Source organism: Kiloniella laminariae DSM 19542, from assembly GCF_000374005.1.
Taxonomy (GTDB): Bacteria; Pseudomonadota; Alphaproteobacteria; order Kiloniellales; family Kiloniellaceae; genus Kiloniella; species Kiloniella laminariae.
The window spans coordinates 89,019-112,122 of record NZ_KB893168.1; the positions used below are offsets into that span (position 1 = coordinate 89,019).

The 23,104-nt window shown below is 49.5% G+C and carries 15 protein-coding genes; 6 read left to right on the forward strand and 9 right to left on the reverse strand.

The annotated features are described in order from the left end of the window. Positions 1-65 precede the first annotated feature (65 nt). The 3 genes from B152_RS0118280 to B152_RS0118290 form a co-directional block, all read right to left on the reverse strand. On the reverse strand, positions 66-1,451 hold the full coding sequence (locus tag B152_RS0118280; protein WP_020593890.1) for a tetratricopeptide repeat protein: 1,386 nt from the start codon (positions 1,449-1,451) through the stop codon (positions 66-68). Between the two features lie 68 nt (positions 1,452-1,519). Next, the gene (locus B152_RS0118285; protein ID WP_033406942.1) at positions 1,520-3,862 is read right to left on the reverse strand and encodes a transketolase; all 2,343 of its coding nucleotides are present in this window, start codon (positions 3,860-3,862) and stop codon (positions 1,520-1,522) included. A gap of 83 nt (positions 3,863-3,945) precedes the next feature. Further along, complete coding sequence (locus tag B152_RS0118290) at positions 3,946-5,178, reverse strand: methionine gamma-lyase (RefSeq protein WP_020593892.1); 1,233 nt, start codon at positions 5,176-5,178, stop codon at positions 3,946-3,948. 222 nt (positions 5,179-5,400) lie between these two features. Between B152_RS0118290 and B152_RS0118295 the strand changes: the two genes are divergently transcribed. After that, a complete protein-coding gene (locus tag B152_RS0118295; protein ID WP_020593893.1) occupies positions 5,401-6,972 on the forward strand; it encodes a sigma 54-interacting transcriptional regulator in 1,572 nt (523 codons plus the stop codon). A 44-nt stretch (positions 6,973-7,016) separates the two neighbouring features. Here the strand turns inward: B152_RS0118295 and B152_RS0118300 are convergent, their stop codons facing one another. Then, positions 7,017-7,832, reverse strand: a complete 816-nt coding sequence (locus tag B152_RS0118300) for a type 2 periplasmic-binding domain-containing protein (protein ID WP_020593894.1) — start codon at positions 7,830-7,832, stop codon at positions 7,017-7,019. A 323-nt stretch (positions 7,833-8,155) separates the two neighbouring features. On the opposite strand from B152_RS0118300, the gene B152_RS0118305 reads away from it, so the two are divergent. Next, complete coding sequence (locus tag B152_RS0118305) at positions 8,156-8,533, forward strand: hypothetical protein (RefSeq protein WP_020593895.1); 378 nt, start codon at positions 8,156-8,158, stop codon at positions 8,531-8,533. Positions 8,534-8,656: 123 nt separating this feature from the next. Here B152_RS0118305 and B152_RS0118310 read toward each other — a convergent pair whose 3' ends face one another. The 5 genes from B152_RS0118310 to B152_RS25580 form a co-directional block, all read right to left on the reverse strand. After that, positions 8,657-9,544, reverse strand: a complete 888-nt coding sequence (locus B152_RS0118310) for an ABC transporter permease (RefSeq protein ID WP_020593896.1) — start codon at positions 9,542-9,544, stop codon at positions 8,657-8,659. Further along, positions 9,541-10,551, reverse strand: coding sequence for an ABC transporter permease (locus B152_RS0118315; protein WP_020593897.1), 1,011 nt, complete (start codon positions 10,549-10,551; stop codon positions 9,541-9,543). The genes B152_RS0118310 and B152_RS0118315 overlap by 4 nt, the downstream gene beginning before the upstream one ends. After that, entirely contained in the window at positions 10,544-11,635 is a 1,092-nt protein-coding gene (locus tag B152_RS0118320) for an ABC transporter ATP-binding protein (protein WP_020593898.1), read from the reverse strand. Before B152_RS0118320 ends, B152_RS0118315 begins: the two co-directional genes overlap by 8 nt. Positions 11,636-11,747: 112 nt before the next feature. Further along, complete coding sequence (locus B152_RS0118325) at positions 11,748-12,887, reverse strand: extracellular solute-binding protein (RefSeq protein WP_020593899.1); 1,140 nt, start codon at positions 12,885-12,887, stop codon at positions 11,748-11,750. A 940-nt stretch (positions 12,888-13,827) separates the two neighbouring features. Then, the gene (locus B152_RS25580) at positions 13,828-16,041 is read right to left on the reverse strand and encodes a methyl-accepting chemotaxis protein (protein ID WP_020593901.1); all 2,214 of its coding nucleotides are present in this window, start codon (positions 16,039-16,041) and stop codon (positions 13,828-13,830) included. Positions 16,042-16,405: 364 nt separating this feature from the next. On the opposite strand from B152_RS25580, the gene pdxR reads away from it, so the two are divergent. The 4 genes from pdxR to B152_RS0118360 all read left to right on the forward strand — a co-directional run bounded on the left by pdxR (position 16,406) and on the right by B152_RS0118360 (position 23,083). After that, entirely contained in the window at positions 16,406-17,896 is a 1,491-nt protein-coding gene (pdxR, locus tag B152_RS0118340; protein WP_020593902.1) for a MocR-like pyridoxine biosynthesis transcription factor PdxR, read from the forward strand. 462 nt (positions 17,897-18,358) lie between these two features. Then, positions 18,359-19,276 carry a bifunctional enoyl-CoA hydratase/phosphate acetyltransferase gene (locus B152_RS0118350; RefSeq protein ID WP_026261700.1) on the forward strand — a complete coding sequence of 306 codons (918 nt, stop codon included), beginning with the start codon at positions 18,359-18,361 and terminating at the stop codon, positions 19,274-19,276. Positions 19,277-19,379: 103 nt separating this feature from the next. Beyond that, positions 19,380-22,334 carry a molybdopterin oxidoreductase family protein gene (locus tag B152_RS0118355; RefSeq protein WP_020593905.1) on the forward strand — a complete coding sequence of 985 codons (2,955 nt, stop codon included), beginning with the start codon at positions 19,380-19,382 and terminating at the stop codon, positions 22,332-22,334. Further along, positions 22,331-23,083 carry a 4Fe-4S dicluster domain-containing protein gene (locus B152_RS0118360; RefSeq protein ID WP_020593906.1) on the forward strand — a complete coding sequence of 251 codons (753 nt, stop codon included), beginning with the start codon at positions 22,331-22,333 and terminating at the stop codon, positions 23,081-23,083. The genes B152_RS0118355 and B152_RS0118360 overlap by 4 nt, the downstream gene beginning before the upstream one ends. Positions 23,084-23,104: the final 21 nt, after the last annotated feature.

Below are 23,104 nucleotides of genomic sequence, written 5' to 3' on the forward strand. Positions count from 1 at the left end.
CCACAAAAAGATAAAGACCAGCTGTCAAAACTGGTCTTTATCTTTTATATCTGATTTTAGAAAATCTATCCGGTTGTCAGCGAGAGCGCCCGAGCGTCAGCGCGGGCGGCCCGGTTTACATGCCCCAACCCTTTGTGAGCGCGGGCCACATAACTCCAGTTTTGCACTGAAGTGTTTTTCAAAGCACAACGTTCGTTTGCCAGGGCAAGGGCCAGGTCAAAACGTTTTGCCCGAAGAGCTGCCTCCAGCAAGGTCCAGCCGATTATATCGCGCTGGGCATGGCTGCCGCCAAGACGGTGCGTCATGTAACGAACAGCCAAAAGCCGATCAACACAACTGCCATAGTCTTCCCGTTCAAAGTCTTGCAGAGCCAGACAGAATGGTAGACCGATTTCCCGGCTCATCGCCACGTTGGCATCTGTTGCATGGCCGATATAACGTTCATTGGCATTGAGCAGCCGCTGTGCAGCCTCTGTCCGCCCATCAGACACAAAGGTCATCATGGCATGAACATCATTGAAGGCATAAAGCGTATCTTCCGCACTGGGCTCCCATTTATCAGCAAGGGAAGTCCAGCGGTCCCCAACATCGATCCCAAGAAGCTTAAGCCGCCATAACAGAGCCGCAGCATCCAGCTCTTCGTACTTGTCGGCTGTCTGGTTCTGGGTCCGCAGATTGTTATCATAAATATCAAGGACACGATCAACCTGCCCTACATCCAGATGAAACAAGGACAGATGCCACCAGAGATGGTTGGCAAAGTGGCTGCGCGACCAGCTTGGCGCGCGTTCTCTCATAAAGCTTATCCCGCCCGCCTGACGGCCCTGCATTTCCATAACATGGGAAACCGAATGAACCGCGTAGGGATTGTCAGGGCGGATCGCCAGTGACATACGTCCCATCTCTTCTGCCTGGAGATAGTCGCTGTTTTCTTCCAGGCCAAAAGAATAGAAACCAAGCACAAATTCGTAACCTGGCATGTCCTCATCCCAGAGGGCAAAGACCCGGGCAACACAGTCGCGTTGCCCAACCACATCACCCAACAGGACATCAGCAAGGTGAATCATCTGCAGTGCAAGGAGATCAAGAGGATAGCAGGTTAAGACAGCTTCCCAGTGTTGAACAGCAGCAAAAAAATCACCATCAACCCAGGCTCGTACAGCTTTGATATGGCCGCGTTCCCGTTCATTTGCCTTGTCCCAGAGCGCTTCGGCTTTTTCAAGAGCAGACAACATTCGGCGATAAATTCTTGTTTCCAGAGTCTGGGTCAGCCAGGCCGCCTTAAAGCAGTGTCCCATGATGAAATCAGGGTGTTCTTCAAGCGTCCGGTTGATCATGGTGATCGGATCACCAAAGAATGTCATGGTACAGAGATGTGCCTCTTCCAAAGCTTTAATCGCATCCCGATTTCCATAGGAAACGGGGACACCCCTGCAATCATTCAATGACATAGACTTCTCTCTTGTTTCTCAGCCATATTCGCGGGCTTTTCATTTTCCTAGCAAGCAATTGTGTCGGGTTAGTGACGACGCGCTGCTTTGCTAATCCAGTTATCATCAATCTGATAATGATCGAACAGGTCGATCAAATCTCCACACTGCCCAAAAGAATTGATCCCCAAGGGTGCGACGGCATGGCCTCTTACGCCCCCCATCCAGGCCAGAGCTGCGGGATGACCATCGATAACTGTAACCAGACGCGCATTTGACGCCAAAGGCTCGAGCAGGTTTTCAACATGCGCCATTTGACCATTGTCTTCGCCTTTTAAACGCAAGCGTTCAAGATCCTGCCATTCATTATAAAGACGATCGGTCGAGGTCACCGAAAGCAGCCCCATTTCGGGGAAATCAGTCTTCAGAGCATCAAAAGCCTTTAAAGCTTCAGGAGCCAGAGCCCCTGTATAGACCAGTGCTTTGCTTGATCCTTTTGCCGGAGGAACCAGCCAGTAACCGCCGCTGACGATCCCTTTTCGGGTTTCTTCGTCGAGTGTACGCGACGGCTGTTCTATCTGTCGGGTTGAAAGGCGGAGGTAAACCGAACCACCATTGCTCTCATCCTGCATATGGGCAAAGCTCCAGCCCATGATCTCGGCCACTTCGTCAGCAAAGGCTGGCTCAAAGGAGGTGAGCCCCGGTTGCCCCATGCCAATCATCGGTGTTGAGATCGACTGATGAGCGCCCCCTTCTGGTGCCAGCGTAATCCCTGATGGCGTAGCCACCAGCATAAAGCGGGCATCCTGATAACAGGCATAATTCAGAGCATCGAGACCGCGCGAAATAAAGGGGTCGTAGAGTGTACCAATCGGCAAAAGACGCTCGCCAAACAGACTTCCGGACAGTCCGAGTGCTGCCAGATTAAGAAAAAGGTTATTCTCGGCGATCCCCAGTTCAACATGCTGCCCGGAGGGATGGCGGTCCCACTTCTGCATGGAGGGAACCTTGTTCGCCCGGAAGGCATCTTTTTTGTCTTTGCGGCCGAATAACCCGCGCTGATTGACCCAGCCGCCCAGATTGGTTGAAACCGTTACATCCGGAGAGGTGGTGACAATCCGGTCGGCAAGATCACCACCAGCCTTAGCAAGATCATTGAGGATACGACCAAAGGTTTCCTGGGTTGAGGCTTTATCCGCGACTGTAAAGGGCATCTTTTCAGGCAGGGCTATTTTCCGGGCATCTTTATGTCGGGAACCATTACTGACAAGCGAAGCATCCTCAATAATCTGTTTGATTGCCTCCAGATCCCCCTTCAGCCCGGCGAAATGATCCCACTCCTGCCCGGATTCAACACCGCAGGTTTTCTGGAATTCAGCAAATTGCGGCAAGTTCATCAGGCCAGCATGATTATCCTTGTGACCCTGCAGGGGTAGCCCATAACCCTTGACAGTATAACAAACAAAGGTTGTCGGCTTGTCATCAGGAACTGACTGGAAAGCTTCAAGCAAGGTTTCCATGCAGTGCCCGCCCAGATTGGTCATCAACCGTTGCAGATCATCATCGGCATAACTGGCTATCAGCTGGTGTAGATCAGATTCATCCGGTAAATCCTGTATGATCTGTTTGCGCCAGGCAGCAGCTCCCTGGAAGGTCAGTGCAGAGTAGATGTCGTTCGGACAGGCATTGATCCAACGACGTAGCGCCTTACCGCCGGGACGGTTAAAAGCGGTTCTTTGTAACTTGCCGTATTTCAGAGTGATGACATTCCAGCCAGCCGCCCGGAAAAAACGTCCGATGATGCGAAACAGGTCTTCATTGACCATGCCATCAAGGCTTTGACGGTTGTAATCGATAATCCACCAGATATTGCGGATGTCATGCTTCCAGGTATCAAGCAAGGCCTCATAGATGTTGCCTTCATCCAGTTCTGCATCCCCAACCAGCGCAACCATCCGTCCCGGCACCTCATCCGAAGGAATGATATCCTTGTACCGCAGATAATCCTGGGTCAGCGCCGCAAAGTTAGTGATTGCCGCCCCCAGTCCAACCGAGCCGGTCGAGAAATCGATCATAGTTCCGTCTTTAGTTCGCGATGGATAGGACTGGGCCCCGGCAAAGGCCCGAAAGTTCTCCATCTTTTCCCGGGTCTGATTACCAAGCAGATACTGAATGGCATGCAGCACAGGGCTGGCATGGGGCTTTACCGCCACACGATCCTGTGCGCGCAGTTCATGCATATAGAGGGCAGTCATGATTGTGGTGATTGAGGCACAGCTGGCCTGATGCCCGCCGACTTTCAAACCATCGCGGCTTTCTCGCAGGTGATTGGCATTGTGGATCATCCAACTCGCAAGCCAGCGGACTTTGTTCTCGATTTGCTGAAGAGCCAAGACCTGTTCGTTTTCCCCATCCCACGCATTTTCGAACATGGTTTGATTCTCTGCCAATACAGCCTGCATTATTCTGCCCCTGTTTTTTTACTTTTCGTTGGATTATGACAACGCTTATTAAATCAAGCTGAACGGGCCATCATTTTGACCTTGCTTCCGCCTCCGGCCACATCAAGCGCGTACTCGAGATCGGAAAGAATATCCTCGACCTCTTCGAGACCAACAGAAAGCCGTACGAGACTGTCTGTAATGTCGTATTCCTGGCGTTCTTCGGCTGTATAGGTCGAATGAGTCATTGTGGCGGGGTGTTGGATCAGGGTTTCCGCATCTCCCAGGCTGACTGCCCGGACGATCATCTGGCAACCATCAATCATTTTACGCCCCGTCTCCAGACCACCGTTGAGCTCAAAAGCAATCATCCCACCAGAATTGTCCATCTGTTTTTGGGCAATATCATATTGCTCAAAGCTTTCCAGACCAGGATAGAAAACCCGGCTAACCAGCGGGTGAGATTCAAGATAACTGGCAACCGTCATTGCACTGGCACAATGTCTATCCATCCGCAGGTTCAGTGTCTTGATCCCGCGCAGGATCAGCTGGGCATCCTGGGGGGACAGCACCGCACCTGTCATATCCTTGAGGCCAATCAGTCTGATGTCGTGCATGGCTTCTGCGGTTCCCACAACAGCTCCTGCTGTCAGATCGCCATGGCCACCAAGATATTTGGTCGCAGAATGGACCACAAGATCAGCCCCGAGTTCGATGGGACGTTGCAGATAAGGACTGCAATAGGTGTTATCGACGATTACCGTTGCTGACTTACTGTGAGCAATCTCGGAAATCGCGGCAATATCCACAACCCGCATGTTGGGATTGGCCGGGGTTTCAAAATATACAATCCGGGTTTTGTCACTGATTGCAGCTTCAAGCTTTGCCGGATCAGTCAGGTCGACATGACGTGTCGTCACCCCGAAGCGTTCAAGTCCGTGGCGGAAATAGGAGAAGGTGCAGCCATAAAGGGTACGGTCCACAATGATTTCATCACCGGGCTTCACCAGGGTCCAGAAAACGGAGGTAATGGCCCCCATCCCGGAAGAGGTAACAAGAGCAGCTTCTCCTCCCTCCAGAATGGCCATGCGCTCTTCCAGCAAAGCCAGGGTCGGGTTGGAAATACGGGAATAGATGTAGCCAGCCTCTTCCTCGGCAAAACGACGGCCACCCTGTGCGGCAGAATCAAAGGCAAAGGTCGAGGTCATATAAACCGGCGGGTTCAACGCCCCTTGGTGATCAAGCGGATTATAACCGTGGTGAATGGCGCGTGTCGCGAAACCTTTTTTGCCTTTAAGATCAGTCATTTGAATTTGGCTCCCAGAGTGAAATGTCTTTAACACCCACAAAAGCAACAAGCGTGCCAAGTATTTTATCAAATAAAATCAAATAGATACATAAATTCAAATCAAATTAATGTAAATTTATTCTTACACTTATTTTAGCCTGGATCTTAAAAGTGCAGTAAATCTGTTGATTTTCAAAGATCAATATGGTGTAAATTAATTCGTACGTAAGGATATATTTACATGAGAATTGAAATAAGAACCGATAATCGTTTGGGGATGACCCAGGAGGTTCTCTCAGTCCTGGTTGCCCAAGGCCTGGATTTGCGTAACCTTGAGGTCACAACCAATCATATCTATATCGACTTACCCTCGCTTGACCGGGCTCAAGCCCCGTCATCATTACCATCAGCATTAACAGCGGCGATAACCGCTGTTCCTGGTGTGCACCAGATCATGCCCATTGACCTTCTGCCGACAGAGCGTCGCCGATTGCAATTACACGCAGTCCTGTCAAGTTTGCCTGACCCCGTTATTGCCATTGACACAAAGGGCGACATAACCCAGGCGAACGACGCAGCGCAAAAAATTGTCAATAAAACAGAACTGGACCTGAGAGGCAGACCACTGGACCAACTTCTCTCACAACCACTCGCCCATTTGCTGCAAAAATCTTCTTTTCAAATAGCCGAGATTGAAATGCAGCTGGGCGGCGAGAATTTTCTCTTGCATGCAGAACCAATCAAAGCACAAGAAAATCAGAATACCCAGATATCTGGCAGCGTACTGGTTTTTCAACGTCCGGCCAGACTGGGACGAACCTTCAGTGCACTTGATACAAAACAAGCTGTTAAAGATTTTTCGGCTATACTGGGGGAAACACCCGCATTCCTCCATATCAAGGATCGAGCAGTTCGGCTTTCCAAAGTTGATGCCCCACTACTAATCCTGGGAGAAACCGGAACCGGTAAAGAGCTTTTTGCCCGCGCCTGCCATGAATCCAGTCTCCGAAATAAAAACTCTTTTCTCGCCTTAAACTGTGCCGCGCTACCAGAAAATCTGGCAGAAAGTGAGCTGTTCGGCTATGCCCCCGGCGCTTTTACCTCTGCCACAAAAGGCGGCAAGCCGGGACTGCTGGAACTCGCTCACACTGGAACAGTTCTTCTGGATGAGATCGGCGAACTCACCCCCTATCTGCAGGCCAAACTGCTGCGGTTTTTACAGGACGGCAGTTTTATGCGGGTCGGCGGCACAAAAGAAATCAGGGTTGATGTCCGAACCATCAGTGCCACCAACCGCAATCTCGAAGAGATGGTTACAAAAGGGACTTTCCGCGAGGACCTCTATTATCGCCTCAATGTCCTGTCGATCACCCTTCCGCCTTTACGTGAACGAGCTGGAGATATTCCTCTGCTTGCCGGACACTTCACCAAACGAGCTTCCCGTCAGATTGGCTGCCGGACACCCGTTTTATCCCAGTCGCTAATAGACCAGCTTAGTGCCTATTCCTGGCCTGGAAATATAAGGCAAATGGAAAATGCCCTGTTCCGGGCAGTGTCTCTTTGTGAAAAAGAACAGCTATCAGCCGTTGATCTGGAATTACCATTACAAATTCCCACCCCGCCTTCTCTTTCACAGGGCTCGCACATACAACTTGGCACCAGCTATAAACTGGCTTTGGAAAATTTTGAAAAGCATCTCTTTACAGAGCTTTATCCACTTCACCCAAGCAGCCGAAAGCTTGCACAGGCTCTTGGTGTTTCCCATACAACAGTTGCCGATAAATTAAGGAAATACGGAATTACACTCGATTAATATTAATAGAGAAAAAAATTTGTTTTCCCATTACAAATGTCCCCTCAATTACTCAGAGGGATTTCAAATTTCCTTTCTATTAAGTCCCGTCGATAACGGGCGATTTCATCCCAAATATTCTCGGAAAGACCTTTATTCTCCGAATAGAATTTATGACTGATCATCATGTACCAGTCATATTCCGCAAATGCTGGTTCAAGCTCGACAAGCTCATCATTCCGGCCTATTTTTTCAAGTAATTTTCGACCAATATTTCGCTCTATGATATAGGCTGAAAGGTGTTTTTCCGCGACTAGTGACAAACCCTTTTCCGGTGAATGCACCGTATTTGCTTCAAGCCCAAAATCTTCCCTGAGCCGCTTGACGACCACATAACCCAAGGGAGCTCCGATAGACATCCCGACATTATTAAAAGCTTTTCCGTCCCACTTGAGCAAGGTGTCCTCACGAGCGAAAAGCATATAGGAAACCCTCAGTAAACGGCGATCAATGTCCGGATTTCCCTCTCCTTTTGCAACATCTAACGGATATTGCCCCAGGGCTTCACGTTCTTTCTGATAAATAGCGGGAAAGACAGCATCAACCTCATTGTCTTTTAACAAAGCCAGACAACGTTTCCAGGGACGCCTTATGAAATCGGTAGAAACATTCAGGGGAGCGAGAGAGGCAGAAATCATTTCAGGGAAGATACCAGGTTCTCTCTCCGGGACCTGATCGTCGCCACCTAACACAAAGGGTGGATGGCTTCTGTCTTCGTAACACACACGAAAGCTTTGCTCAGAAGCCCAAAGCTCTTGCGCCAGAAAAATACCCAAAAAGGACAATATTGCTCTTTTCAGATAGCCATGAAAACTGGTCATTCAATCTCGCTATTCTGGCAACTGGGTAACAGTATCAACGGAAATCGTAAAATAATTCTGAATCCAGCCAACCAAGCTGGATACACCGGATTTTTTTTACACCCAGAGTCAATAATATTATGGGTCCAGTTTTTCACCCTCTCTGGTGAAAATTATCATTTTATGCTAGGTATTATCAGATAGGGTCTTCCAGTTTTCAATTGAAAATTTGGCAAAGAGGAACAAGCTTTTCAGTTCGATCCTGTGCCCGTTTCTGTTAGTAAAAACCAGTCTGATATTTTTAGCGTCAAATACGATAAACAACGGCAAAAGGAAATCGGTAAATGATGCCTACTACAGTTCATAGCATCTTAAAATATACTGTCCAGATCCTGAACACCAAGGGCAACGCCGATACACCGAAAGCACAGATTATCGTTCGATTGCTGAACAAGGAAGATAAGACCTGTGGTGTTGCTGTTTTCAAGGATTATGGCGAAAGCAATGCGCAAAACCCTTACGGTGATCACCAAAAGCAAACCGCAACCGCTTATTATGATATAAAATACTATCAGTCTTTTGTTGATATTTTACGTCTTGAAAAAGAACTCTTCTGGAAAATAGCCTGGCAACAGATCGGTCCAAACAAAACCGTTCTCGATGTTTCCCTTGATACAAAAGCAGAAATTATCGGAGAACATTTTGGCAATGGCGGTGCCTGACAAATCAGTATCTTTCCTGACCAGAGATCTTGTACTTTCCCGCTGATCCTCTGTTTCAAAAACATAACAGATATGGCGCTTGAGAATTAGCTCAAGCGCCATATCTTTTTTTATACAGCCCACTCAGATTGGCGCCATTGCCTTGTCTGCTTCAGCCGCTGCCCGCTTGGCGGCCTCAGCTGCAATCTTCTCCTTGCGCAGTTCCTTACGGCGGTAGACTTCGTGCAGAATAGCACCAAGCAAGGTCACACAGACAATAACGACGGCCAGAGCACTGAGAGAAGGATTGGTTCCCAAACGCACCTTACCCGCCAGGACTGTCGTCAAAGTGCTTTCCGCCTGAATGGTAAAGAGGGTTGTATTGTAATTCTCGAAACTGGTTAGAAACGCCAGCACAGCAGCTGAGCCAATCGCAGGTCTCAAGAACGGGATCAGGATTTTCCAGAACACCTGCACATTTGTTGCCCCCAGATCCAGCGCTGCCTCTTCCTGGGTCCGGTCAAATCGCTGTAGACGGGAGAGGAAGATCAACATGCAATAGGCCGAAATAAAGGTAGATTGCCCCACAATCGTCAGAAAAATCCCGCTATAGAAAATTGTGTCGTAATCAGCGTCCATCCAGACACCAAGCCGATCCCAGAAAACCAGAGTGGAGATTCCCAGAATAACGCCCGGTGTCAGCAGAGGAGAAACCACAACCGTGTAGTAGATCGGTTGAACCTTCTTGTGCACCTGGGACATCAGCAAAGCTGCGGCCAGACCGATTGGTACAGCAAGAAAAATAACCCCGACGCCAATCAAAAGCGAGTTCTGGATCCCTGTAATCATCTCCTTATCGTTGGCAAGAACCGAAAACCATTCCAGCGTAAGTTCCTCAATCGGTATTGCTGTTGGAAACTTTGGTGTATTGAAGGCTGTGATCCCCATCAAAATCAAAGGACCAAAAAGGTAAAGGAAGAACATCCCGATATAAAAACGGACCATGTATTTCTGAATACGATCTGAAGTCATTTTGCCAGCTCCCCCAGATTAACCTTGAAGAGACGCATAATCGTCAGAACGAAGATGATGCAGGAAAACAGCAGTACAAATGCATAGGCAGAACCCCGCGCCCAATCACCACCGGAAAAGAACCAGTCGTAGATTATCTGGGTAAACCAAAGACTGCTTGGCCCGCCCAGAATCTGGGGAACAGCCAAGGCACCAGCTGACAGCATGAAAACCATGGTGCAGCCAGAGGCAATCCCCGGTTTGGCGTAAGGAATGACCACTCGGTAATGAATACGCCACCAGGGAGATCCGAGATCCCTCGCCGCTTCAATCTGGTTGTGATCAAGACTTTCGATCGCATTGTAGATCGGGAAAACCATCAAGAGGATGTAGGCATAACTCAGGCCAGCATACATCGCCACATCGATTTTGATAAAGTCAATCGGATCATCAATGAGCCCGATAGAAATCAGAACAGCATTAATGACACCACTTGATCCAAAAAGGATACGAAAGGCAAAAGCCCGCAGGATTTCGTTGACCCAGAACGGCAGGATAAGACAAATCAGAAATAATCTTGCCGTTCCGCCTTTTGCGGTTTGAGCCAGGTAATAGGCAATCGGATAACAAAGCGCAAAAGCAAGGAGTGTCACCATTACTGAAGCGATAATAGTTCTGAGAAACACCTGCAGATGCAGCCAGTTAAACCACGCCTCGTCACTTTCCCTTCCAAAAATAAGATAGGAGTAGTTAACCAGCGTATGCCCTTCGAGATTTCCGCCAATCGCGCCATCCCGAAAGGAATAGTCAACCATATAAAGCTGGGGGGCGATAATCATCAACCCGACCCAGAGCACAACTGCCCCGACCAGATAGATCGAGACAAATACACCGTTTTTTCGGACAAACTTGATCTGCCTCAGGTTGTCCCAGACCCTGGCCGAATTGTTTTGCAAGACGGGTGCAAGTGTCAGGGCCATAATTACAGCCAGAAAAACAACAAAGAAGGTGCTGAGTGGATCATTCATCAGCCAACTCTCCTTCCGGCAGAACAATGGCACGGTCTGGATCAAAACGGATCTTAACCTTGTCACCGACATGCATGTTGGTATCAACACCATCGTTGCTTAAGGAAAGCGCAATATGTTTGCTGCCCTCTCCTTCCAGGTGAATATGAATGGAATGACCTTCGAATTCCTCGGAAAGCACAGTGCTTTCTATGCTGTTCTCTGCCGGGCTCTGACCTTCAACCAGAGACAGGGATTCCGGCCGGACAAAAAGAATGGCAGCATCTCCTTCCTCTAGTCCCTGGGTATTACGCCCCCTCAGTATCCCGAATTTATTTTCGACCTGGGCATACTGAGCATCTGCCTTAACGACTTTGCCAAAAAAAGGATTATTCTCCCCAACAAAGGAGGCCACAAATGCAGTCTGCGGATTATTATAGATGCTTGTACCGTCCCCAACCTGCTGGATAACGCCGGCAGACATCACGGCCACCCGGTCGGACATGGTTAAAGCTTCACCCTGGTCATGGGTGATATAGATAAAGGTAATACCGACACGCTGCTGGATATTGCGCAATTCACTGCGCATGTGTTGTCGAAGCTTCAAATCCAGGGCAGAGAGCGGCTCATCAAGCAACAGAACTTGAGGTTCAACAGCCAGAGCCCTGGCAATAGCAACCCGCTGCTTCTGTCCGCCCGACAGCTCCGAGACCATCTTGTCGCCCTGCCCGGGCAAAGCAATAAGATTGAGTAACTCTTCTGCCCGGCGGCGGCGCTCAGCGTATTTGACACCTTCGACCTCCAGCCCGAAGGCAATGTTTTCAGCAACAGACATCAAAGGAAAGAGAGCCAGGTTTTGAAAAATCAGGGCCGTCGGTCGTTTGTTCGGGCCAATGCCCCGCATATCAGATCCATTGATCCGGATGACACCTTCGGTCGGCTCGTTAAATCCAGAAATGGCCCTCAGGATCGTGGTTTTTCCGCAGCCGGATGGGCCAAGAAAACTGAAAAACTCTCCCTTTCTGATTGAAAGGTTTGCATCATCTACAGCTGTGAAATTCCCAAAACGAATTGATACATGTTCTAAATCGACACCTGAGCTCATGACGCCCCCAAGACTATTCTCACGGGCTCAACAACTGGCCCGGTTTGTTATTTCAAGAAGAGTGAGGAGCACAGAAAACCCGTGCCCCTCTCAATTGAGTTAAGCTCAGAAACTAGGACGCAACAAACTTGTCCTGGAACTCTGTACGCAGCTGCGCATACCAGGTTGGTTCAGCGGGCCAGGCAAAGAGATTATCCAGGGCATCTCCAGGATAGGCCTCGGCAAAGTTCTTCTTCGACGCCTCGGTAAGATGAGCATCCGCACCGTTCACAGCCGAATTGTATCCTGTCAGATTGGCGGTTAATCCCCCGAATTCGGGCCGGAAAGAAAACTCGAGGAAGGCATATACCTGATCAATGTTCTTGGCGCCAACCGGCATTGCAATACCATCCACCCAGGCAAGTGCTCCTTCTTTTGGCGCCTGATACTGAACCGGATTACCTTCTGACTTGAGCGCCAAAATTGGTCCATCCCAAGTTTGCCCACGGATAACATCTTCTTGCATCAGGCCATTTTTCTGACCATCAGCATCATTCCAGAATTTTTTGACGTTCTTTTTACGCTCAATACAGAACTGGGTAATCTTGGACCATACATCCTTCATGTCGTCTTCGCTTTTGTAGGCGCGAACAACATCGCCAGGAGCCAGCTCCCCAATAGTCTCCATATAAAGACCTGCGCCGAGCATCATGGAATGTGGACGCCCCATCATTTCGTTATCACGTCCCTCGACCCAGAGATCGCCATAACTGGGAACTCCCCCCTCCGGGGTCCACTTGTCAGTGCGCCAGGCAATGGCTTCGGTTCCCCAAAGCTGCGGAACCCAGTGGGATCCCTTCCCACCAAAATTCCAGTCGGTTTCTCCGACCTTGGCCATGGAGGCATTCACCCGGTCAATTGGCACTTTGTTCATATCAAATGCCTGCAACAGGTTCAGAGGTTCCCATTGCTGGGCACGCATGTTGGTTGGAGAAACCAGATCAAAGCCCCGACCACGGGTCGCCCGCAGCTTGTTGATGATTTCTTCATTTGATCCAATGCCAGTATGGTTTATCGCAATACCGGTTTCCTTGGTGAAGGCTTCCTTGAATTCCTCGGGCAAATAATCTGACCACATCATCACGTTGATTTCGCCTGAAGAAGACAGAGCATTTTTTATAAAAGCCGGAGCAGCCAGCACAGATACTCCGGCAACAGCAGCATTTTTAAGGACTTTACGACGGCTTACAGATTTATTGTTTAAGATTGTCATGTATCACTTCTCCCAAATTCCCTGCCATTAGAAGCAAGGCGTTTCCCTGTTCACAGCCTCTGTAGAACGTACTTGGCGCCAAGAAAGCTGTTTCGTTTATCGTTGGGTAAATGTTCGCTTGAATCAGGACCTGTTTGCCGAGACACCTCCCTGTCGAGTGTTGTAAAAAGCACCTCTTAAGCTTTTGATAAATATAGTAAAGGCACCTTCTTTTTGTAAAAAAATACGCGTAGAAAACACTATAAGTTCTGATAAAAAGGAAAATTGTAAAAACTGGGAGGTACACCGAAGCAGCAACAAAAATGAATTCTCTGACACAAAGAGATTTCTGGTACTTACAACAGACATACCCACTGTCAGCTCCTTACCTGAACCGACCAAAAGGCAACTGTGAAAGACATGCGTTCTTGTAAACGGCTTACGTCATTTGTCAGATCGCACAACACTTTAAAACGACTAGAAAAATCGTTTGCTGCCTTGGTCAACTTGTCATCGGCGAGTATTTACACCCCTACAGCCCGATAACCCTTACGTCACAGCTCAAATACACAAACAAACAAAATACTGGTGATCTCAGGGAATAATACACCACATAGACAAATTCTGAAAAAAAATTACAAATACCCTTCGTACTCTGAAAAGAATATTATAATTTTCACTCATCAATATCCTGAAAATATTTGCATTTTCATATTTTCCTACCCCATCATAAATAAAGGCATTTTTCATTTATGAAAACACGAAACCCCATTTCAAGATACGATCACGAACAGCTCTTGGCGCGAAAGATCTGAATATTACCTGTTCTTTGTTTTATTGGCTTTAACTGCCTTGTTATTAATACGGTAATCGAAATGAAAATTCGATCTAGTACCAACTACAAAAACAAGATGGGTCCAGATAAAAACGGAAAGACACCAGCTTTTTCCCGGACAGGACATCAACTGCGAATTTCCTGCATAAAGCCATCTACCTCTTTGGACAGTGTCTCCAGTTCAACCGCCAGTTTCCGCGAGGCACTCAATACCGTCTCGGAAGCGCCACCAGTCTCTTCTGATGCCCGCATGACTTCCTGGATATTTTGAGACACTCGGGTTGTTCCATCGGCCGCCAACCGTACATTCCTCGACATCTCTCCTGTCGCAGATGACTGTTCCGTCACGGCAGCGGCAATTGAGCTGGTGATCTCATCGACATTCCCTACAGCCAGGGTAACTTTTTTGATCGCATCCGCAGCCTGTTGCACAGTAGAACGTATTGTCGAGATCTGGGTAGAGATGTCATCGGTAGCAGAACCGGTTTGGGTTGCCAGATTTTTCACTTCTGACGCCACAACTGCAAATCCCTTGCCTGCATCCCCTGCCCTGGCGGCTTCGATTGTGGCATTCAATGCCAAAAGGTTGGTTTGATCCGCAATTTCACTGATCAGATCAACAACCGCTCCGATTTTTTCTGCGGCTTCAGACAGACTGTCCACAGCCTGGTTGGTCTCTCTCGCATCCGAACTGACTTCGCGTGAAGCCGTTGCAGCCAAAGCAGTCTGACGGCTGATTTCCTCAATCGAGGAGGAAAGCTCTTCTGAGGCAGCAGCAACGGAATCAACATTAACGGATACATCTGACGAAGCCTGTGATGCCTGAGACGATTTTTGCTGTGCCCGCCCGGCGATATCATTCATCCCTTGAGCCGTTGTACTTAAATCAGAAACAGAGGATTGAACCGTCGAGACGATGGCTTTGACCCGGCTATTGAATTGGTCAGCAAGAGCATTCATATCAGCTTTGCGCTTCGCTTCAGCCACTTCTTTCGCCTCTTCGCGTTCACGCCGCAATCGCTCGACATTCAGAGCATTTTTCTTAAAAACCTCCAGTGCCCGGGCCATGGCCCCGATTTCATCATTCTGTCCCGCAGCAACTTCAACGGTTAGATCGCCATTGGCAATGTCACCCATGGCAGAAGACAGCACCACCAGGCGTTCGATTATCATTCGGCCAACATAAAAGAAGACGATGAACAGCGCGAGAATGACAGACAGAACCGAGATGGCTGATAGCCAGAATTTACCTTCGGCAATAGCCTCTTCAGAAACAGAAACCGAGGCCACTGCCCCTTCCGCTGCTCCGGAGACCACCTCGCTGATCAAGGCAGTAAGCTCCAAAGAAAGTTCGGTATTTCTTGCAGATAACACTTGGATTTTTTGTTGTTCCAGCAGCATGGAACGACGGTAGGAAAAGACGGTTTCTTCGGTCGTCAACAGACTGAAGAGCTTTTTACCAAGCTCGCGTATTTTAACGGCCTCGGCAGAGATATCATCGCTGATCAGGGACAGATTATTTTCGCTGCGTGCAACAGCATTTTTGACCTGCTCTTCAGCCCCATCCACCGCAACAGGATCTTTTGCCGAAATTGCCTCCGCGAGCTGCGCAAAAATAAAATTAATATCGACCCGCAAACCAGATGAAACCTGATTTCTGGTTACAGAAATCAGAATTTCAATCAGCTGACTGGTAACATCGGAACTACCGAAGGCCTGATCAATTGAATCCTCTGCTGTTTTCTTCGCCTGCTCCTGGTACGGAATAACAACAGTATCAAAGGCATACTTCAGCTCCAGAAGATCAGCCATTTTTGCCGTCCCCTGATTTTCCAGCTCCAGTTGGCGAGATACAGAATTATTGAGTTCAGAAAGATTTGAAGAAATATCTGCCGAGACACGGCTTAATCCCTGACTAATAGAGGCGTCAAAGTTTCCGGCTTTGAGCTCTTCGGTCAGATTTTCGAGCTCCTTTTCCCGCTCCTGAAGCGAGGTATAAACTCTGTTCTTAACATCCAGGTCCGGTGCCGAGATCAAGGCAGGCGCAGCCGTGGCGATTTTTGTTCCGATATCAGACAGCTTTAATGCCGTCGTCATCTGCGGCATGCTGCGACTTGAAATTTGTTCCAGAGACTGGTTCACCCCCTGAAAAGAGATCCAGCCGACCAATCCTGCGAGGAGTGTTGTCGCTACGATACTCCCTACGGCAAGAAGCATCTTTACTTTAACACTTAACCCACGCTTCAGCTCATCAGGTAATATAGATTTGTTTTCGTATAGAGTAGACGTTCCGGTTGCTTGATCCCCGTCACCATGAGAACCCGAAGTGGTTTCAGACATATTCGTCTCCCCTGGAAGCCCTGATCCCCAACCGGTCCCCGATTGAACAGATTTCTTCCCCTATTTGATACACAACAGACAAATTTTTGGCCCGAACCACCCTACAGGGCCCCTTAAAGGCGATGATCATAGGGGCAAATGTCTTAAAATCTTCCTACCCAAAGATTCCAGAGCAGCTTTCTCCAGCTAAAAATCGCCTAAACTTGCTATAAATCCGCTGGTAACGGTAAGACCGGAAAAAGCCCTGCGGTTAGAACCAGTGCAGAGAACATGATGAGTCCAGAGAGAAAGCGTGATATAGCCTTTTGATCAAATGACTTAGATTGCTGTAAAGAATCCGGATAATTATTGAGGGGATATACAGGTGGCCAGCGATATACTTTTCCATTTGGATAAAAACAGCCGTGAATCCCTGCAAAGCCAGCTTAGAAGAGCAATCCTCAATGCCATCCTCAACAGCACCCTGCCCGCTGGTTTCAAATTGCCCTCCAGCCGCAAGCTCGCAAAAGATCTGGGCATTTCCCGCAACACAGCCATTTTGGTTTATCAAAGCCTGACGGATGACGGATATCTGGTTGCTCACGAAAGAAGTGGTCTTTTTGTGAACAAGGATTTTGTCGCGGGATTGGAACAGTCCCGCCTGACACCGGAAAAAGCAAGAGCTCCGCTCCGCAATCAGGATAAAGATCCGGACTGGAACAGTCGTCTTTTTCTCCGCCCTTCAGATCTCGACTATCTAAACCTTCCCAAAAACTGGCAACACAAACCTTATCCATTTATATATGGCCAGCCAGACCGCGGCTTGTTTCCTCTGACAGCCTGGAGGGAATGCAGCAGGTTAGCTCTCAGTACCCGTGATATGGCGGATTGGATCCACGACGACAAGATCTATGACGATCCACAGCTGGTCGAGCAGATCAGAACCCGTCTGCTCCCGGCAAGAGGCATACATGTGTCCAGTGACCAGATTTTGGTTACCTTGGGCGGGCAAAATGCGCTCTATATGCTTGCGGGACTACTTGTGCGCAAAAATACCCGGGTTGCTGTTGAAAACCCCGGCTATCCGGATGCGAAAAACATCATGCGGCTTTTTACCGAAAAGCTTACCGCAATTCCCGTTGATGAACAGGGCATGGTGGTAGATGAACGCCTGAATGACTGTGACTATGCTTTTGTCACACCAAGCCACCAGTGCCCGACAACCGTAACCATGCCTCTGTCTCGACGGTGCAAACTTCTTGAAAAGGCGGAAGAACAGGATTTTCTGGTTATAGAAGACGATTATGAAAACGAGATCAACTATTTCAAATCAGCCAGCCCTTCGCTCAAAGCTCTCGATACCAACAATCGGGTTATCTATATCAGCAGTCTTTCCAAAACCCTGTTTCCCGGGCTGCGGGTCGGCTATGTCGTCGCAGCGCCCGAACTGATTGCCCAGTTAAGTGATTTCCGCCGCCTCGTCGTCCGTTATACCCCGAGCAATAACCAGAGAACCGTCGCCCTGTTCCTTTCCCACGGCTATTATGACAGCCTCATCTATAGCTTGAGAAAACGTTGGCATCGTCGGTGGGAAGCGGTGAGCGAGGCGCTCGACAGCTTTCTACCACAATGCAGTTATCCTCATTCATCCGGTGGCACCTCCTACTGGGTCCAGATCCCGGAGCAACTCAGTGCCGATACATTAGCCAAAGAAGCATACAATGACGGTGTCCTGATTGAATCCGGACGGCCATTTTTTCTCGAACGCCCTGCCCCCGACACCCATATCCGGATTGGTTTTACCTCCATAGAAACCGCCAAGATCGAACCTGGTATCAAGCAGCTGGCAAGTACGATTGACCGTCTTGCCAAATAACAAGATCACATCCCCCGGTATATCCCAGTGACCCCGACTGAACCTGTTCACCAGAACTGGACCCATCGAAAGGCTCCATATGGAGCTAGTCGCAACCTCACTGGCGATAAAGAATTGCAGCAGAACAGGTAAACCTGATCAGGCGACGTTTCCTGCATCGAAACCGATTTGGGAAAAACAGCAAAACCATCAGGTTGCGCAGGAGGTGTTGTATGTTGATTTTTGAACTCATCCGCTTAGTAGAAAAAAAGATCAGGCCCTTTGTCATTTCCAAAGGACAGCCCACCCTGCTTTCTCCGGTTCACATCCCTGTCAAACGGAAGTGAAACTGCTGAGGTGTCCCGACGACCTTCGGCATAAACTCATCGGGAGTGACTCTGAAACAGGAAGAACTCCCGGTTTTTCATTTGAAATCGACTTTTCACAGTTCAGGCGGATACGCATAAAAATGAGATTTCATCAATGTTAAGCCAACATCCCATAGAATGCCCAACCCGTTTGATGAGCACGGCTGCGGCTCACGGCCCTGTAAGAACGGCTATTGTAAATGCGGTGAGCCCCATCGCAATGGAAAGTGCCTTTCTCGCAGCACAAGCCCGGCTTATTGAGCCCATATTGATTGGGAATAAAGAAACGGTAAGAACTCTGGCAGCAGGATTTGACTGGGATATCAACCATCTGGAAATTCACCATGCTCCAGATGAACAAACCGCTGCCGTTTCTGCTGTCGAGCTTGCTCGTAACGGGATGGTTGATGCCTTGATGAAAGGCCAGATTCATACTGATGTATTTATGAAAGCAATCATTGATCGCTCAAAAGGATTACGGCGTGAAGGTCGTCTCTCACACGCCTTTTACATGTCGGTGCCAGATTCAGACCGGATTGTAGTAATCACTGACGCAGCGATTAATATTGCACCTGATCTGGAAACCAAAAAGTCAATTATTCTCAATGCGGTAAAGATGCTTCATTCCCTGGGAAACAAACATCCCAAGGTCGCCGTGCTTTCGGCGAGTGAAGAGGAAAATCCACGTATTCCCTCAAGCATGGAAGCTGCTGAACTCACACGCTGGGCAAAAGCCTCAATCACACATGCCGATGTTTTTGGCCCCATGGCTCTGGATAATGCGATCTCTCCCGAAGCAGCCCGGATAAAAGGCATAGATAATGCCGTGGCCGGACAGGCCGATATCCTTGTGGTCCCCAACATTGAAACAGGCAATGCTCTGTTTAAACAGCTGGTTTACTGCGACAGCGCCTGTGCTGCAGGTATCGTCCTAGGCGCTTCCGTACCCATCGTCCTCACCAGTCGTGCCGACCCTCCTGCTGCACGTTTGGCCAGCATGGCTATTGCAACCATAGTTGCACAAAATGTATAAACATCTTGAACAACTGTTTAAGAAATAACGAACTTAACAATCAGTCATAACTCGACCAAAAATAAAAAAAGACAACAGGGTTGCTACAGGATGGAGATAAAATATGAGCTTCTTGCCCACGTCCAGACAGGAGCAGGTTGAGACCTCTCCCCACGTATCGGACGAGGTAAAGACGACCACCTGTTATATGTGCGCCTGCCGTTGCGGCATCAAAGTGCATTTAAGAGGCGACCAGATCCGTTACATCGAAGGCAATCCGGATCACCCTGTCAATAAAGGGGTGCTTTGTGCCAAAGGCTCGGCCGGGATTATGCAGCACAACTCCCCTGCCCGGTTGCGCAAGCCTCTGTTGCGCACAGGCGAGCGTGGCTCTGGCGAGTTCAGGGAAATAGAATGGGAAGAAGCGCTGGAACTGGCGACGGGCTGGCTTGGCAATATCCGAAAAACGGATCCAGCCAAACTCGCCTTCTTCACCGGACGCGACCAGTCGCAGAGCCTGACCGGCTGGTGGGCCGCCAAATTCGGCACCCGCAACTTTGCAGCCCATGGTGGGTTTTGTTCTGTAAATATGGCAGCAGCCGGACTTTATACGGCTGGGGGCTCGTTCTGGGAATTTGGCGAGCCTGACTGGGATCTGACGAAATACTTGCTGATGTTCGGTGTTGCCGAAGACCACGATTCCAATCCGATCAAAATTGGCCTTGGCAAACTTAAAGGCCGCAAGGGCACCAAGTTTGTTTCTGTAAACCCGGTCCGCACAGGCTATTCAGGTATTGCAGATGAGTGGATCGGTATTCGCCCGGGCACTGATGGCCTTCTGGTTTTTGCCCTGATCCATGAGCTGCTCAAGGCAGAAAAGGTCGACTGGCAATATCTGTCGCGCTACACCAATGCTACCTGGCTGGTGATCCAGGACCAAGGAGCCGCTGACGATGGTCTTTTTGCTCGGGACGTCGATACAAATCCGCTTTGTTATGACGCTCAGAAAAAATTCCTGACTTCAGCCAACAATCCCGAGGCACAGCCTGCTCTGGTTGGAGAATATATCCTGCCGGATGGACGTAAAGCTGTACCGGCTTTTCAGTTGATGGCCGAACGTTATCTTGATCCCAAGTATGCGCCGGATGCAGTTGCCGAACAGATTGGCTATAGCGCTGCAAACATTCGGCGCATTGCTGCTGAAATTGCCGAAGTGGCCTTCGAGCAGGAAATTATTCTGGATGTTCCCTGGACTGACTGGGCGGGTCGCAAGCAGGACAAGATGATTGGTCGCCCGGTTTCCATGCATGCCATGCGCGGGATCTCTGCCCACTCCAACGGTTTTCATACCTGTCGCGCCATTCATGTCCTGCAGATGTTGCTTGGCTCGATTGATGTGCCGGGAGGTTTCCGACATAAGCCCCCTTTCCCGCGCCCCTGCCCCCCCGGACCAAAACCTGCCGGACAGGACTCACTTGCCAATACGCCCCTACCAGGCATGCCGCTGGGCTTTCCCACAGGCCCGGAAGATCTGCTGGTCGAAAAAGACGGCAGCCCGAAACGGATCGACAAGGCCTACAGTTGGGAGTTTCCTCTCGCCTCTCATGGCCTGATGCACATGGTAATCCACAACGCCTGGAAGGGAGATCCATACCCGGTGGATACTCTGTTCATGTATATGGCAAACATGAGCTGGAACAGCTCCATGAATGTGCCGGGAACGATCAAGTATCTGACGGATAAAAACGAAGATGGCGGGTACAAAATCCCCCGGATTATCTATTCTGACGCCTACCATTCTGAAATGGTGGCTTATGCAGATCTGGTTCTGCCAGATACCACCTACTTGGAACGCTGGGACTGTATCTCGCTGCTGGACCGTCCGATCTGCAGTGCGCATGGGCCAGCGGACTCTATTCGCCAACCTGTGGTCAAGCCGGATCGTGATGTCAGGGCATTTCAGGAAGTCCTGCTTGATCTTGGGGCCCGCCTCGGTCTGCCTGGTATGGTGAAAGAAGACGGGTCCCCCGCCTATCCCGGTGGCTATGCAGACTATATCACCAACCATGAACGAACCCCGGGTGTCGGGCCGCTTGCAGGGTGGCGTGGCAAGGACGGCACCAGCCATGGCAAAGGAACTCCAAACCAGGGTCAACTTCAGCGCTATATTGATAACGGGTGTTTCTGGTCGGATGAATTCACGGCAGAACAGTCTTATTTCAAATTTGCCAATCGCTCCTATCTCGACCGGGCACAGAGCATGGGCTGGATCCCTTCGGCGGATCGGATCGTGATGCAGATCTATTCAGAGCCAATGCAGAAATTCCGTCTTGCGGCGCTCGGACATGGGGAGATCCAGCCGCCTGATCACCTGCGCAGCCGGATCGAGGAAAATTTTGATCCCCTGCCTCTCTGGTATCAGCCGCTTGAAGAAAAAGCTTTTGATGGCGATGACTATCCCCTGCATGCCATCACCCAACGCCCGATGCACATGTACCACAGCTGGGGATCCCAGAACGCCTGGTTACGCCAGATCACAGCGCAGAATCGCCTGTTCATAAACAAGAACACTGCAGAGAAACAGGGGATTGCAGACGATGACTGGATCTGGGTTGTCTCTCCCCATGGCAAGGTCAAAACCCAGGTGCGCCTGATGAGCGGGGTCAATCCCGATACAATCTGGACCTGGAATGCCATTGGAAAACGCAAGGGAACCTGGGGACTTGATCCGAAAGCACCGGAATCAAACAAAGGTTTCCTGCTCAATCATATCATTTCTGAACTTCTGCCTCCCAGAGCAGATGGCTATCGCTATTCAAATTCAGATCCCGTCACAGGACAAGCTGCCTGGTATGATTTGAGAGTGCGCATCGAAAAGTGTGATGCAACGGAAGAAACGGTGACAGAGCCGCTGTTTGATACTCTGCCCCCTATTCCCAATGCGCCGGAACAGCTTGCTGTTCTTCGTTATGGTGAAAATTTCCCACCCGCGAAATCTCTAAACAAAAAAAGCCCGACAACCGAGCACAAAGAACCAGCTCTGGTATACAAAACAAATGTGAAGGGGGAAGCATCATGACCTGCCTTCCTGTTGTCAATCCGACAAAAAAACTGGGACTGGTTATAGACCTGGATATCTGTGTTGGTTGCCATGCCTGTGCTGTCAATTGCAAGGAGTGGAACACGGGAGGTCATTCAGCACCCCTGACCGACCTTGATCCCTACGGGGCTGACCCCAATGGTGTCTGGTTTAACCGTATTCACAGTTTTGAAGTTGTGGATGAGGACAATGACAGTAAAACAGTTCACTTCCCCAAAAGCTGCCTGCATTGTGATGATGCCCCCTGCGTGACTGTTTGCCCGACCGGGGCATCCTATAAACGTGAAGAAGACGGCATTGTTCTGGTTGATGCCGACAAATGCATCGGCTGTAAACTCTGTTCCTGGGCCTGCGCCTATGGGGCAAGAGAATATGATGAAGATGTCGGTATCATGAAAAAATGCACTCTCTGTGTTGACCGGATCTACAACGAGAACCTGCCCGAAGCCTCCAGAGTTCCTGCCTGTGTCTCCACCTGCCCGGTCGGAGCCAGATCTTTTGGGGATTTCAATGACCCCAAATCCCATGTCAGCCTGTTGGTCGCGGACCGGGGTGGTTTTGACCTGATGGCCGAGCTTGACTACAAACCTGTGAACAAATATCTGCCTCCGCGTCCGAAACAGAATGAACACAGTTGTGCCGCCAACAAGCCCAAACAGCTTACCCCGGTCGCAACAGAAAAAGCCGGACTCTTTGCCCGCTGGGCCGACAAGGTATTGTCCCTGTGAACAAAATTAATTCAATACACT

Coding starts and splice junctions, on each gene's coding strand:
- B152_RS0118280 (WP_020593890.1), bottom strand. CDS start 1,451: ATGTCATTGAATGATTGCAGGGGTGTCCCCGTTTCCTATGGAAATCGG.
- B152_RS0118285 (WP_033406942.1), bottom strand. CDS start 3,862: ATGTTCGAAAATGCGTGGGATGGGGAAAACGAACAGGTCTTGGCTCTT.
- B152_RS0118290 (WP_020593892.1), bottom strand. CDS start 5,178: ATGACTGATCTTAAAGGCAAAAAAGGTTTCGCGACACGCGCCATTCAC.
- B152_RS0118295 (WP_020593893.1), top strand. CDS start 5,401: ATGAGAATTGAAATAAGAACCGATAATCGTTTGGGGATGACCCAGGAG.
- B152_RS0118300 (WP_020593894.1), bottom strand. CDS start 7,832: ATGACCAGTTTTCATGGCTATCTGAAAAGAGCAATATTGTCCTTTTTG.
- B152_RS0118305 (WP_020593895.1), top strand. CDS start 8,156: ATGATGCCTACTACAGTTCATAGCATCTTAAAATATACTGTCCAGATC.
- B152_RS0118310 (WP_020593896.1), bottom strand. CDS start 9,544: ATGACTTCAGATCGTATTCAGAAATACATGGTCCGTTTTTATATCGGG.
- B152_RS0118315 (WP_020593897.1), bottom strand. CDS start 10,551: ATGAATGATCCACTCAGCACCTTCTTTGTTGTTTTTCTGGCTGTAATT.
- B152_RS0118320 (WP_020593898.1), bottom strand. CDS start 11,635: ATGAGCTCAGGTGTCGATTTAGAACATGTATCAATTCGTTTTGGGAAT.
- B152_RS0118325 (WP_020593899.1), bottom strand. CDS start 12,887: ATGACAATCTTAAACAATAAATCTGTAAGCCGTCGTAAAGTCCTTAAA.
- B152_RS25580 (WP_020593901.1), bottom strand. CDS start 16,041: ATGTCTGAAACCACTTCGGGTTCTCATGGTGACGGGGATCAAGCAACC.
- B152_RS0118350 (WP_026261700.1), top strand. CDS start 18,359: ATGTTAAGCCAACATCCCATAGAATGCCCAACCCGTTTGATGAGCACG.
- B152_RS0118355 (WP_020593905.1), top strand. CDS start 19,380: ATGAGCTTCTTGCCCACGTCCAGACAGGAGCAGGTTGAGACCTCTCCC.
- B152_RS0118360 (WP_020593906.1), top strand. CDS start 22,331: ATGACCTGCCTTCCTGTTGTCAATCCGACAAAAAAACTGGGACTGGTT.